Origin of the sequence: Streptomyces qinglanensis (assembly GCF_900111245.1) — a bacterium.
Taxonomy (GTDB): domain Bacteria; phylum Actinomycetota; class Actinomycetes; order Streptomycetales; family Streptomycetaceae; genus Streptomyces; species Streptomyces qinglanensis.
The window spans coordinates 386739-399606 of record NZ_FOGO01000004.1 but is presented as its reverse complement, the minus strand read 5'-3'; the positions used below and the strand labels follow the sequence as shown (position 1 = coordinate 399606).

Annotated in this window: 10 protein-coding genes and 1 tRNA gene; 3 read left to right on the top strand and 8 right to left on the bottom strand. The window is 71.1% G+C overall.

Features of this window, described 5'->3' with window-relative positions; translation table 11 throughout:
• Positions 1-46 precede the first annotated feature (46 nt).
• Positions 47-679, top strand: a complete 633-nt coding sequence (locus BMX65_RS11570) for a hypothetical protein (protein WP_075000113.1) — start codon at positions 47-49, stop codon at positions 677-679.
• Between the two features lie 82 nt (positions 680-761).
• Here BMX65_RS11570 and BMX65_RS11565 read toward each other — a convergent pair whose 3' ends face one another.
• From BMX65_RS11565 to BMX65_RS11555, 3 genes are read right to left on the bottom strand one after another with little or no spacing between them, the layout of a single operon-like run.
• Positions 762-2231 (bottom strand): MFS transporter, encoded by a 1470-nt coding sequence (locus BMX65_RS11565; protein ID WP_075000112.1) that lies wholly within the window; start codon positions 2229-2231, stop codon positions 762-764.
• Positions 2228-4249, bottom strand: coding sequence for a PEP/pyruvate-binding domain-containing protein (locus BMX65_RS11560; RefSeq protein WP_075000111.1), 2022 nt, complete (start codon positions 4247-4249; stop codon positions 2228-2230). The genes BMX65_RS11565 and BMX65_RS11560 overlap by 4 nt, the downstream gene beginning before the upstream one ends.
• Positions 4246-5592 carry an ATP-grasp domain-containing protein gene (locus tag BMX65_RS11555; protein ID WP_425315511.1) on the bottom strand — a complete coding sequence of 449 codons (1347 nt, stop codon included), beginning with the start codon at positions 5590-5592 and terminating at the stop codon, positions 4246-4248. The genes BMX65_RS11560 and BMX65_RS11555 overlap by 4 nt, the downstream gene beginning before the upstream one ends.
• A gap of 485 nt (positions 5593-6077) precedes the next feature.
• Here BMX65_RS11555 and BMX65_RS11550 point away from each other — a divergent pair, with 485 nt between their 5' ends.
• Together BMX65_RS11550 and BMX65_RS34270 are read left to right on the top strand one after the other, a co-directional pair.
• On the top strand, positions 6078-7367 hold the full coding sequence (locus BMX65_RS11550) for a PAS domain S-box protein (RefSeq protein WP_075000304.1): 1290 nt from the start codon (positions 6078-6080) through the stop codon (positions 7365-7367).
• Positions 7368-7443: 76 nt separating this feature from the next.
• Positions 7444-8040 carry a transposase gene (locus BMX65_RS34270; protein WP_079171824.1) on the top strand — a complete coding sequence of 199 codons (597 nt, stop codon included), beginning with the start codon at positions 7444-7446 and terminating at the stop codon, positions 8038-8040.
• A 22-nt stretch (positions 8041-8062) separates the two neighbouring features.
• On the opposite strand, the gene BMX65_RS11540 is transcribed toward BMX65_RS34270, so the two are convergent.
• The 5 genes from BMX65_RS11540 to BMX65_RS11520 form a co-directional block, all read right to left on the bottom strand.
• Positions 8063-8147 (bottom strand) — tRNA-Leu (locus BMX65_RS11540).
• A gap of 148 nt (positions 8148-8295) precedes the next feature.
• A complete protein-coding gene (locus tag BMX65_RS11535) occupies positions 8296-9357 on the bottom strand; it encodes a sugar phosphate isomerase/epimerase family protein (RefSeq protein ID WP_075000108.1) in 1062 nt (353 codons plus the stop codon).
• Complete coding sequence (locus BMX65_RS11530; protein WP_075000107.1) at positions 9354-10757, bottom strand: alkaline phosphatase family protein; 1404 nt, start codon at positions 10755-10757, stop codon at positions 9354-9356. The genes BMX65_RS11535 and BMX65_RS11530 overlap by 4 nt, the downstream gene beginning before the upstream one ends.
• Positions 10754-11935 carry a metabolite traffic protein EboE gene (gene eboE / locus BMX65_RS11525; RefSeq protein ID WP_075000106.1) on the bottom strand — a complete coding sequence of 394 codons (1182 nt, stop codon included), beginning with the start codon at positions 11933-11935 and terminating at the stop codon, positions 10754-10756. Before eboE ends, BMX65_RS11530 begins: the two co-directional genes overlap by 4 nt.
• Before the next feature lie 13 nt (positions 11936-11948).
• On the bottom strand, positions 11949-12827 hold the full coding sequence (locus tag BMX65_RS11520) for a TatD family hydrolase (RefSeq protein WP_075000105.1): 879 nt from the start codon (positions 12825-12827) through the stop codon (positions 11949-11951).
• Positions 12828-12868 lie beyond the last annotated feature (41 nt).

The following is a 12868-nucleotide window of genomic DNA, read 5'->3' as shown; positions in this document are numbered from 1 at the left end:
ACATGTGCATCCATGAGATGCGTCGAGGAGAAGGGCGCCGACCACCATGACAAGATCCGCATTCCGCGGCTTCTTCCGCACGAGCCTCGCGTTCTCAGCGGCCGTACTGGCGTGGGCCGCGCCGGGTACTGCGGCGAACGCGGCCGTGCCCGTGGAGGTGTCGCATGACGCTCCGGCCGGGGCGCGGGCGGACGCCGCGCGCGGCTGCGTCATCGTCTACTTCGATTTGGGCGAGACCCTGGTGCACACGGCCGAGGACTCCAGCATCAGCTATATGCCCGGCGCGGCCGCGTATCTGCGCGAGTTGCGGAAGCGGAACATCGAGGTCGGGCTGATCACCAACGTCCCGGCCTCCTGGGGTGAGACGGATGCCGAGCGTGCTGCCGCCTTGAAGAAGGAGGTCGACAGGGCCTGGAAGGGCTCCGCCCCCTTCGCCTGGGAGGACTTCGGCGACCGGATCCGCACTCCGCGCACCGAGGCTGAGCGCAAGCCCGCACCCGCTCTCTGGGAGCGTGCCAGGGCCGACGCGAACGGCTGCCGCCTCGTCTACGAGGCCGAGACCGCCGAGGAGACCACTGTCGCCGCCTCGCTCTGCTACGTGGCCTACCAGGTCGGTCAGCCTTCCCGCCCCACCTACCTCCCGGCCCGGGTCATCGAACGCCTGAAGCACGGCTCCTGACGCCCGAGAGCCGCGGCACGGCGGGCGCGTGCAAGCGCCTCTGCGGCTCCATGTGCCGGGGAGGGGGTGGACATGTGACCTCCTACGCTCCGGCCTCGGGGGGTGCGTCCGCTGTCGGGTGTTCTGCCCCGCCCGCGCCTGGCCTCCCAGGTGCGCCGGACGCCGCCGGCCGAGCACCCGTGTCCGCCGTCGCGCCCGGGAGGGGGCGGTCGGCCGTCTCCTCGGTGGCGTTCCCGTTGCCCGTCCCGTCGGGAACGCGCCGCAGCACCCCGCTGCGCAGGACGAGTTGGAAGGCGCCGAGAAGTACAGCGGTCGCCAGGGCGCTGTGCCAGAGCAGGGCGTCCAGGCGTCCGGCGGAGAGGTAGGCACCCACCGCGACGGCCGCCAGTGCGCACACTGCGCGGTCCACGATCGACTCGGCGGACAAGAGCGTCGCCCGCGGGGCGTGGGCGGGCACGGCGTCGTTGACCAGCTTGCGCTGGATCGGGTAGGCGAAGCCAGTGGCAGCGGCGAACAGGCAGAGCAGGGCGACGACCGTCCAGGGTCCGCCGAGGGTGATGCCCGCCAGGGTGCCCGCGAGGACGAGGCTGAGGACGGAGACCCAGGCCACCGGTCTCAGGCGAGAACCGAGCCACTGGGGGCGCGCCGAGCCGACGGCCTCCGCCACCGTCATGGCAGCGAGCACCCCACCGTGCGACGACTCACCGATGCCGTGGTCGAGCAGGATCGGCTGGAAGAGGTTGACCTGGCAGATCCGGGACAGCGTGAACACGGCCACGCCCTGCACCATCACCAGTGCCAGCCATGGCGACGAGGCGATGCAGCGCAGTGCGGCCTTCGCGTCGCCCAGCGAGATACCGCGCCCGCGGCCACCCCCCGCAGCCCCGGACTCCTTCCTCGTTCGGCCCGATGATGCCGTGCCGCCCGCCCCGCCGGGGACGGCCAACCGGGGCAGGGCCAGGGCGCAAGCCAGGGAGCCCGCCGCGCTCACGGCGCTCAGGACGTACGGAGCAGGGTGAGCGAGGGCCATCAGCGGCCCGACCAGTGGCCAGCACAGAACTTTCGCAGCGAGTCCGAGTGCCCGGGCCGTGCCCTCCGCCTTCAGGTAGTGCTTGTCGCATCGCTCGGCACGCAGCCCGTCGTACAGGTAGGCGCTGGCCGCTCCCGAGGTGAGGGAGCGACCCGCGGCGATCGCGAGGAAGTGGACGAGGAAGCCGGTGTACGAGGCGCTGAACACCGGAGCGAGATTCGCCGCCGTCATCACAAGGGCGCCGGCGCGCAGGCAGTTGCGGGCGCCGACACGGTCGGCGATCAGCCCGGTCGGGATCTCGAAGAGGCAGAAGGCCACATAGTAGATACTCTGGATACCGAAGATCTGCCCGTCGGAGAGGCCGGCGTCCTTCTGGTAGGCGTAGAACACCGGCATCCACCACAGCAGGTTGAACAGCAGTTGGAAGCCGTAGTTGAGCCGGATGATGCGGCGGGCGGCGCCGGTCAGAGGGGTGGCCGCAGGCCGCGCGGCGGAGCGCGAGCGCTGGAGGCGGGCGCTCACAGCGCGTAGGGGCGGATCTGGACCAGGCGGAAGTCATCCTGGTCGGTCAGCAGCCACTCGATGTCCAGGGGGGCGTCCACCTCGGGTGCGCTGAAGTGGGACTGCAGCAGCCGCCCGGTCAGCGACAGGTCCGCAAGTCGGGCGCGCGTACCGGCGGACAGCCCCTCGCTCCAGGAACCGAGGTCGACGGTTCGGCCGCCCCCCTCGACGGTGTTGTAGCAGTACTGCTGCGGCAGGACGGCTCCCTCCACGACCTGTTCGGGCGAACCCGGCGAGCAGTTGAGATAGACGTTGCGAAAGTCCTGGCGTCGGGTCGGGTTGCAGGTCACAAGGACACCGCCGAGCGCAGCGGGGACATACACCTGGATGATCACGCCCATGTACGTGTCGTCCAGGGAGATGCCCGCCTGGTGGCGCAGCCGCACGCTGCGCGGCGAGAGCAGGGAGGCCCAGACGCGGCGCACGGCGTCGAGGAGTTCCTCGGTGCCGCGGACGGTGGTGACGGAGTCGTAGAGGCCGGCCGCGGAGAAGCCCGGAAGGTCCTCGGCGTTGGAGGAAGAGCGCACCACGAGGCGGCCGCGCGCGGCAAGCGGGGCGGGGAGGACGCAGGTGATCTCCCTGGCGACGGACTCGGGTATCGGGGTGTGCCTGATCAGGTGCTGGACATGCAGGCAGAGCGAGTCGAGCACGTCGGTGGCGTCGAGTTCGAGCGCCATCTTCAGCTTGCCGATGCCTTGTTGGAGCGCCGGAGAAGAGGTGAGGAAGCGGTGCTGGAGGGAGAACGGCAAGGCGATGCCCTCGGGGGCCTCGACCGTGTCGGCCACGAAGGACGCCGCAGCCGCGCGGAGTTCCGCAGCGGAGGGCGTGCGCAGGCCGAGCCTGGCCGCGAGGTGGCCGTACAGGTCCTCCCGTGGTGGGCGGGGGCGACCGTAGAACCCGGTGAGATCGGCCGTGCGGCTGTCGAGTACCTGATGCAGCTCTCCGAGGTTGGCCGCCTTGGTGCCGTAGCGGTCCCGGTCAGCGCTGCGCAGCCGGTACAGGGAGAGTACGGGCGCGTCCTCGAGGAGCGGGGGTTCCAGCCGGATGCGCTGTTGATGCCAGGCCGGGGCCCGCAGCTCGGGGGCCTGATCCAGCCGCTCCAGGGTGATCTCGTCCTCGCGAACCCGGTAGCGGACCCAGGCGCCGTCCAGGCCGTCCTTCTCGACGAGCTGTTCCAGATCGCGGAGGATCGCGTTGGGGATGTCCCATCCGGAGGCGAGAACGTTGGTGTGGGACAGCGGGGTGATGGGCTCGGTGTTGATGAGCCCGGCCACCCGCTCGACGTTGTCCGGCAGGGAGGGCATGGCGACGATGTCCGACCAGCCGAGCCCGTCGACCGCCGCCTCGTACTCCTCCACGCTCCGGAAACAGCGCAACCTGCCGGTGGCCTCCCCGGGGTTGAGCGGGGTCCGGGTCCTGGTGCCGAAGAGTTCGTGACTGAGGATGCGCGGCACCCGCTGCTCGCTGACTGCGGCCAGCTCCTCCTCCTGGCCGTGATTGGCAGGCTTGAGCAGGAGCGGCAGCCTGCCGTCGACGCGCTCACGGACGAAGGTGAAGAAGAACTCCAGCAACCCCCCGTGCATGGTGTCGGCCTCGGTCGTCTCCAGCACGAGGAAGGTGCGCTCACGACCCTCCGGGTCCTCGCCGGTGTGCAGGGACAGCACCCCGAGCAGGAAGCGTCGCTCGGGGTCCATGTAGACGGATGCGTTGAACTCGTCGAGTGTGGCGTCGAGTTCGGCGAGATCCATGCCGAGCACTTGGGTCGCGATGTAGTTGACGTGGAAGGGATGCACGGCCGTGTCGAGCAGATGCCAGGTGCCCTCGGCCCGGTCGACGACGACCTTGAGGTACGGGTGGCCGGAAAGGACCCCGGAAAGCGTGCGGAACAGCGGCAGCGAGAGATTCTCGCCGACAACTGTGCGATCGGTCGCGGGTTCCGGGGCGCCGGTTCCGAGCTGGTCGGCAACGCGGCCGCTCATGCGGGGACTCCCTCGGGCTCCGCGGCCGGACGGGTCCGGGAGCCGGCGGCGGGCGCGGACTGCGGCACGGCGGGCACGACGGGCGGCGGCAGCACGGCGGGCAGGGCGTCCACCAGGGCCGTGAAATCGCGGAGCACGGTGCGCGCGTCGTCAGCGGAGAGCAGGCACAGGGCCGCCATCGTGTTGGCTCCGCCGACGGGATCGTAGACCGGCACGATGCTGCCGTCGGGCAGCGAACTGTCCGGGACGACCGAGAGGTTGCTGCCCTCACTCAGTGCGACGGCATGCTGCACCGCGGGAAAGTCCCAGACCCTGCGGTCCCGCCACGCCGCACCGTGGCCGTCCACCGCGAGGACGACGAGGGAGCCTGCTGCGCCCCGCGCCTGCTCGGGGCCGAGGGCCCGCTCGGGCCAGGAGACCGGGCGACCCAGGAGGTGGTCGACGAGCATGCCGACGAGGTCGAGCCGGAAGACCTCCTCGATCTGCGGCACGGTCATCGCACCGCCGAGCCGGGCGGCCGTCTCGATCAGCCACATGCGCCCGCCGGCCCCGAGTTTGATCTCGGTGTGGGTGCCGCAATCGCGCAGGCCGAGAGCGTCGACAGCGCTTCGGGCGAGGGCCACCACGCGGTCCTGGAGGTCTGCGGGAAGGAGCGCGGGAGTGATAGTGGCACGCTCGGTGAACGGCTCCACCGTGGGCATCCGGCCGCTGACACAGACCGGGTGGAAGACGCCCTCGGCCACCACCCCCTCGACGCTGACGTAGTCGCCCCAATCGGGCTCGTCGAACCACTGCGCCGTGGTGCCCGTCACGATCTCCTCGACCACGAAATGCGCCTCCGCCTCGGCCACATGGAGTTCGGCGAAGCCCGACTGGGCGGATTCGGACATCACCTCGCGCGAGCGCCGCCAGGCCGCGTCGGCCTCCTGCGGGGAGCCGATGATCTGGTGGGCGGTGGAGCCCGCGCTCCAGGCCGCCTTCAGCAGCATGGGGGCGGGCAGGTCGGCGACGGCCTCGTGAAGTTCCGCCTGCGTGGCGACCGGGCGGAACTCAGGCTGCGGCAAGCCACTGCGCTGCCAGGTGCGCCGCATCATCCGCTTGTCGCGGGCCAACGCGGCGGCGCCTCCGGCCCCGGCGAGGCCGAGCACCTCGCATGCCTCGGCGACCGCTACGACCGCATACTCGGAGAAGGTGAGCACCGCGTCGGCGCCCACGGCCTCGGCCCGCGAGGTGATCAGCGAGACCAGGTCCAAGCGCTCCGCCTCGGAGGGCGTCACGACCGAGGTGCACAGGTTCTCGGCGGAAGCGGCGACAGTCGCGGGAATCGCACTGAGCGCCAACACGTGCACTTGCGCTCTCGAGGCCGCCCGGGACAGGACGTGGCCGAGCGGCGGACCACCCTTGGCATGCACCAACAGCACTGTGCCCACTGAAGTTCGTCTCCCATCGCTTGTCCTGTCCGGGGTATCGAGCGGTGGCTCGGCCCCGCCGCCTGGTCGCCTGCGCTGTCCCGCTCTCCGTCTCCGACCGGGACACACGGGTGACGCAACCCGCTTAGATCACGACGGGTAACTGGCAACACACTCAAGGGAATCAGACTGTGGGACCCGGAAGTGCCGCAGGAGGCACGCAGCGATCAGGCAAATGCCAAAGTCGCAGACATCGTTGAGTGAAGATGAAGATCCGTGATCACATTTGGCGCGCCTCACCGGGGATGCGGTCACAACTCGCAGATGGCCGAGAACCGGGCATGAGCGGGACCCGCACGGGATAGACATCGCGGTGTCGCCTCCAGCCGGTCGGTGGGAACATGGAGGGGAAGGCCGTCGTGGACAATTCCAGTCTCAAAGCGCTGCTGGAGCGCCTCTCCGTGTTCTGGTGGGAGGTCGACGAGCAGTGGCACCTCCTGGAGAGGGGCGGCGGCGCCTTCGCGGACCTGCTCACCGCGCAGCGCTTCCTCGACCACCTGCGCCAGGAGATGTCCTCGCCGCGCCGCTCCTTGGAAGACGGCCGCTGTCGGGTCCAGTTCGACGGCCGGACCTTCGATGTGAGATCACCCCAGGCCGAGAGCCAGGGCCAGGACTGCACCCGCGGGCTCGCGGTGGAGGCCGATGCACAGCCCGCGGGCGGCCGCCAATACGCCGCCTTCGCGGAGTTCGCCGACTTCGCCCCGGCCCCGGCCTTCATCCGCGACCGCGCCGGGTGCTACCTATGGGCCAACCACTCCTACGCGCACCTCTACGGCACCACACCGGAACAGGTGGTCGGCAGCCACATCGAGGACTTGGACTCCCCCTCCGACGCCGCGCAGTTCCGCGCCCTTGATCAGGAGATCCTCAGCCGTGGCAAGCCGGTCCGCCACAACTTGAGCTATCACCGCTCGGACGGCAGCACAGGGCAGGCGGCCGGCCACCGCTTCCCCGCCCAGGAGAACGGCCAGACATGTGTGGCCGGGATCTACGTCGACATCACCGAGCACGCCCGCGCCATGAACCAGCGCCGGGAGGCCGAGGAGAACCTGCGGGCGCTGCGCGACCACAGCGGGCTGCCCTGCGCGCTGCTCTCGGTCAACGGCCGTATCGAACAAGCGGGTACGGCCACCGCCGAACTGTTCCGGACAAGCCTGTCCGACCTCGTCGGCCGCCGTGCGCACACCCTGCTCGCCGCCACACCCGACCTCCGCGAACTGCGCCTCGCATGGGAGGGGCTGATATCCCGCCGCATCAGACGCGTGGAAACCTCCGCCGTGCTCGTCGATTCCCAGGGGCGCCAACGCCGTGCGCAACTGCACCTGGCCACCGTGAGCCGGTCCGCCGGCCGCGCCGCGCACGTGTGGGCCGTCGTCACCCACCAGAGCCTCGCCCACGAGGCCCACCCCCCGCTCACCGCCGCGCAGATCCGCATACTCTCCCTCCTCGCGGAGGGCAGCACGAACAGCGAGATCGCCACCTCGCTGAGGCTCTCCCGGCAGGCGATCGACTACCACCTCAGTCGACTCCGCGGTCTCTTGGGGGCGGCGACCAGACCCGCCCTCGTCGCCCGTGCCTACGTCCTCGGCATCCTCTCCCCCGGCGCCTGGCCCCCGCGCCCTGCCACGACCGCCCACCCCCTCACCTGAGACGTGCGGCCGTTTCTGAGGACTGTCCACAGTGCGGGACCACCTGCGGACTTGGGCTTGATCCGGTTCGGCGGACATGCGAGATCAGGGGTCCGTCCCCGGGAGGATGTCCATCATGGAGAGCATGGGGAAGAAGCCTCGCCGCGCTCGCCGCTCGTTCACGCCGGAGTTCAAGGCCGAGATCGTGGAGCTGTGCCGTCGTGGTGACCGCTCGGTCGGCCAGGTCGCCAAGGACTTCGACCTGGTGGTCGAGACGCGGGTGCGTGACTGGGTCAGGCAAGCAGAGATCGACGAAGGTGACCGCGCCGGTCTGACCAGCAGCAAGCGTGAGGCACTGACCGCGCTGCGTCGGGAGAACCGCCGACGGCGGAAGGCGCCGACCCCCGGACCGTCACCCAGTGGATCAGTGAGACCAATGCCCGGCGCTCACAGGCACAGGCCCTGCTCTCCGCCGCCCAGACACAAGCCGACGGACCAGCGTCACGGGAAGCCGTCGCCAAGACTGTCCGCTCGGTCAGCAATGCCGCCGCCACAGTCCAGCAGGCCAGGCCACAGGACAAAGCCGAGCTCTACAGCCAGCTGGGGCTCCAGCTCACCTACGCCTCGAACAAAGCCACAGTCCTCGCCGAGATCACACCCGGCACCGGAAACAGCACATCCCCACGGCATATAGGCAACCGTGGGGATTTGGTACGTGTCCGAGGGGGGACTCGAACCCCCACGCCCGATAAAGGGCACTAGCACCTCAAGCTAGCGCGTCTACCATTCCGCCACCCGGACCGGGCCGCGCCACGGAGGTTGGCTGCCGTGGCGACGGCCGTAACGATACCAAGGGTTGGGAGTGCTTCTCACCTGGGTTTCCTGGCGCTCCGTACCTTTTGCGCCGAATGTTGTGGAATAAGCCTCACGGCTCCCGGGAGAACGGGGGTCACGGATGGCGCCTGCCGCGCAGGTAGGCGGCGGAGCGGCGGGCCGAGGTGAAGGAGCCGGCCGGGTTGGCGTCGGGGTCGACGGCGTCGTCGCGCTCCATCAGCCAGTGGTGGTCCGTGCGGCGGCCGCGGTGGCGTCTGAGGACGGTACCGATGAAGTGCTCGTAGTCGATGTCGCCGTCACCGACGTCGACCATGTGGTAGCCGTCCGGTGACGCTTCGTCGTGCTCGCCGTCCTTGACGTGGAAGAGCGGGTAGCGGTGCGGGGCCGCCAGTACGTAGTCGAGGGGGTCGAAGGGGGCCGGGGTGCCGTCGAGGCGGACGCTGAAGCGGTGCTGTCCGGCGTAGGCCCAGTAGATGTCCATCTCCAGGTGGACCAGTTCCGGGTCGGTCTCGGCGAGCAGCACGTCGTAGAGGCGTACGTGCGGCTTGTCCTCGGCGAAGCCGAACTCCATCTGGTGGTTGTGCTGGTAGAACGTCAGTCCGCGGGCGCGTGCCGCGGCGCCGTAGGTGTTGAAGTCCTCCGCGGCGCGCTTCCAGCCGTCCACGGTGCGGCCGTAGCGGTCGGGGCTGGCCGCGGTCCCCACGTGGGGCAGTCCGAGCGCTGCGGCGTCGTCGACGACCTTCTCCAGTTGGGTGGCGAAGGTGTAGGCGGCCGGGTCGGCGGAGTAGTAGCCGACGTGGCTGCCGATGCCGCGCAGGCCGTGCTCCCGCATGAGGCGCTTGAGCTGCCGGAGGGTGAGGTCGCCGGTGCCCTGGGTGTAGCCGGCGAACTCGACCGAGTCGTAGCCGTAGCGCTCCAGCTCCCGGAAGACCGGACCGAAGCCGAGCTGCTGGACCTGGTCGCGGAGGGTGTAGAGCTGGATGCCCAGTCTGCCGCGCGGGACGATCGGGCGGCAGCTCCTGTGGTCAGCCGCCGCGGCCGCCTGCGGTGCGGCTGCGGCGGGACGGGCTCCCAGCAGGGTGGCGGCGGTGGCGCCCGCTGCGACGCCGAGGAAGCCGCGGCGGCGCAGTCTGCGGTGGAGTTCGGCGTACTGCGGGTCGGCTGATCTGCTGCTCATGAGGCGTCTCCCAGTGCGAGGTCGAGAAGCAGGCGTTTCACTTCGGTGGCGGGGAAGGCGGCGGCCGGCCCGCTCCGTCCGCGGTCGCCGAGCGCGTCGGCGCGGGAGCAGAGGAGTACGGGGCCGTCCTCGGTCCGGTCCGGGAGCCGTCCGTGGCTGCCCCGGATCGGAGCGGGGTCGAGGGGGACGACGGCCATGCGGTAGCGCATGCCGGTCTTCTTGCGGGCCAGCGCGGCGGCGGCGCGGAGCTTGACGTAGGGGTCGTCGGGGTCCATGAACAGCTCGGCAGGGTCGTAGCCGGGCTTCCGGTGGATCTCCACGAGCTGCGCGAAGTCGGGGGCGCGGCGGTCGTCCAGCCAGTAGTAGTAGGTGAACCAGGCGTCGGGTTCGGCCACGGCGACGAGTTCACCGGAGCGGGGGTGGTCCAGGCCGGCCTCCTTCTTCCCGGTCTCGTCCAGGAGCTGTTCCAGGCCCGGCAGCCCGGCCAGTGCCGCGCGGGTGGCGGGCAGGTCGGCGGGGTCGCGGACGTAGACGTGGGCGAGCTGGTGGTCGGCGACGGCGAAGGCCCGGGAGGTCCAGGGGTCCAGGTATTCCATGCCGTCCTGGGTGTGCACCTCCAGGAGTCCGGCGCGGCGCAGTGCGCGGTTGATGTCGACGTGCCGGCGCACCCGGGTGATGCCGTACTCGGAGAGGGCGACGACGGTGCGACCCTCGGCGCGGGCGTCGGCGAGCAGTGGGGCGAGGGCGGCGTCCACGTCGGCGGCGGCGCGGTGGGCGCGCGGTTCGTCGGGGCCGTGGCGCTGGAGGTCGTAGTCGAGGTGGGGCACGTAGCACAGTGCGAGGTCGGGGTGCCGGGTGCGCAGGATGTGGCGGGTGGCGTCGATGATCCACTGGGAGGAGGTGAGGTTCGCGCCCGGCCCCCAGAAGGTGAACAGCGGGAAATCGCCCAGCTCGGCGACGAGTTCGTCGTGCAGTGTCGGCGGCCGGGTGTAGCAGTCCGGCTCCTTGCGGCCGTCGGCGTAGTAGACGGGGCGGGGGGTGACGGTCCAGTCGGTGTCCGCGCCCATCGCGTACCACCAGCAGATGTTGGCCACCGTGTAGCCGGGCTGCCGGGCGCGGGCCGCGTGCCAGAGCTTCTCGCCGCCGACCAGCGCGTTGTGCTGCCGCCACAGCAGCACGTCACCGAGTTCGCGGAAGTACCAGCCGTTGCCGACGATGCCGTGCCGGGCGGGGAGTTCCCCGGTGAGGAAGGTGGACTGGGCGGCGCAGGTGACGGCGGGCAGGACGGTGCCGAGGGGGGCCTGCGCACCGTCCCGGGCCAGGGCACGCAGGTGGGGCATGTGGGCCAGCAGCGCGGGGGTCAGCCCAACGACGTCGACGACCAGCAGCGGGGTGCTCACGGCAGCTCCTCGAGGCCGAGACCGGTCAGCAGGTCGCGTGCGGTGGACAGTTCGGCGGCGAGGCCGTCGGCGAGCTGCGCGCGGGTGGTGGGGCGCAGTGCCGCCGGGAGGGCCTGCCAGGTGTAGGTCTCCACCTCCAGGTGCCGGGTCAGCGGGGTGGGGCCGCCGACCAGGTGGTCCAGGGTCTCGCCGAGGACGTCGGTGGTGGCGGTCAGCGGTGGGTCGAGGGGGGCGTGCAGCGGTACGTGGAAGTGGGAGCGCCAGGGCCCGGTGGTGGGCAGCGCTCCGGGGGCCAGGGCCCGGTCGAGGTCGTCGGTGGCCCGGAGCGTCCCGTCCGGGGTGCGGGCGCGGGTCTGGTGCAGGAAGCGGGGTTCGGCGAACTCGGCGAGTGCGGCGCGTACCTCGGGGCGCTCCGGGTGTTCGGCGTGCAGCGCGGCGGAGAGCTGGGACTTGACCACCGGCAGGCCCGCCTCGGCGAGCGCGGCCGACGCCTTGGCCGGGTCCTCGAACGCGGTGGCCAGGTGGCAGGTGTCCAGGCAGCCGCCGATCCGGTGCGGGGGCGGGCCGTCCTCCCCGGTGAGTGCCTCGATCAGGTCGGCTGTGGTCTCGACCGTGCAGCCGGGCTCGGGTTCCAGTCCGACGCGGATGGAGCGGCCCGTCAGTTCTTCCAGCGCGTCCAGCCGGGCGGCGAGGGTGTGCAGCCGGGTCAGCGCGCGGTGCCGGGCCTCGGCGTCGAAGCCGGTGCGCCAGGCGAGCGGGAGGGTGGAGATGCTGCCCTCGCGGACGTCGTCCGGGAGCAGCGCGGCGAGCAGCCGGGCCAGGTCGGTGGTGTGCTCCAGGCGGGCGTCGTCGGTCCAGTCGGGCCGGTAGACGCGGTATTTGACGTGCTCGTTGCCGAAGCCCTGGTAGGGGAAGCCGTTGAGGGTGACCACCTCCAGCCCCGCGCGGTCGAGTCCGGAGCGCAGCCGCCGGACGGCTGCCGGGTCGTCGGTGAGGGTGCGGGCCGCGTCGCGGGCGAGCCACAGGCCGATGCCGAGCCGGTCCCGGTGCAGTCTGCGGCGTACGGGCTCGGCGTATGCGGTGAGTTGCTCCAGTACGCCGTCGAGTTGTTCGGCGGCGTGGACGTTGGTGCAGTAGGCGAGGTGGACCGTGGTGCCGTCGGGGTGCCGGAATCGCATGGCCGCGTTCTCCTCACTCTCCGCCGCGCAGGATGGAGTTGCCCTGGAACAGGTGCTGCTGCTCGCGCGCGCCGGGCGGGGGGACGTCGAGGTGGAGGTGTCCGCTCTGGCCGTAGAAGGCGACGGGGTTGCGCCACAGCACTGTGTCGACGTCGTCGTCCTCGAAGCCGGCGGCGAGCATGGCGTCCGCGACGTGGCCGGTCTTGAGCGGGTCGCTGTGCCCCCAGTCGGCGGCGGAGTTGACCAGGACGCGCTCGGTGCCGTGCACCCGCAGGATGCGGACCATCCGGTCGGGGTCCATCTTGGTGTCGGGGTAGATGGAGAAGCCGAGCCAGCAGCCGCTGTCCGCCGCGTCGCCCACCGTCGTCTCGTTGAGGTGGTCGAGCAGCACCCGCTCGGGAGCGAGCGGGGATTCCCGGAGCACGTCGAGGGTGCGGGCCAGGCCGGCGGCCTTGTCCCGGTGCGGGGTGTGGACGAGGGCGGGCAGTTCGTGGTCGTGGGCGAGTTGGAGCTGTGCGGCCAGTGCGTCGTCCTCCGCCGGGGTCATCGAGTCGTAGCCGATCTCGCCGACGGCGACCACCCCGTCCTTGAGGAGGTAGCGCGGGAGTTCGTCCAGTACCGGGAGGCAGCGCGGGTCGTTGGCCTCCTTCGGGTTGAGCGCGAGGGTGCAGTGGTGGGCGATGCCGTACTGGGCGGCCCGGTAGGGCTCCCAGCCGAGCAGCGCGTCGAAGTAGTCGAGGAATGTCGCGGGCGAGGTGCGGGGCTGGCCGAGCCAGAAGGAGGGCTCGACCAGGGCCCGTACCCCGGACGCGTACATCGCGGCGTAGTCGTCGGTGGTGCGGGACGTCATGTGGATGTGCGGGTCGAAGATGCGGCGGGTCGGCCTGGTCATGGGCTCACGCTCCTCGCTCCGGGCGCCGCTGCGGCGCGCGG

What these genes read in the sequence shown, in the direction of transcription:
- BMX65_RS11520 (WP_075000105.1), bottom strand. Translation starts at nt 12,827, where the DNA reads ATGACCAGGCCGACCCGCCGCATCTTCGACCCGCACATCCACATGACG.
- BMX65_RS11535 (WP_075000108.1), bottom strand. Translation starts at nt 9,357, where the DNA reads ATGAGCAGCAGATCAGCCGACCCGCAGTACGCCGAACTCCACCGCAGA.
- BMX65_RS34270 (WP_079171824.1), top strand. Translation starts at nt 7,444, where the DNA reads ATGCGAGATCAGGGGTCCGTCCCCGGGAGGATGTCCATCATGGAGAGC.
- BMX65_RS11570 (WP_075000113.1), top strand. Translation starts at nt 47, where the DNA reads ATGACAAGATCCGCATTCCGCGGCTTCTTCCGCACGAGCCTCGCGTTC.
- eboE (WP_075000106.1), bottom strand. Translation starts at nt 11,935, where the DNA reads ATGCGATTCCGGCACCCCGACGGCACCACGGTCCACCTCGCCTACTGC.
- BMX65_RS11560 (WP_075000111.1), bottom strand. Translation starts at nt 4,249, where the DNA reads ATGAGCGGCCGCGTTGCCGACCAGCTCGGAACCGGCGCCCCGGAACCC.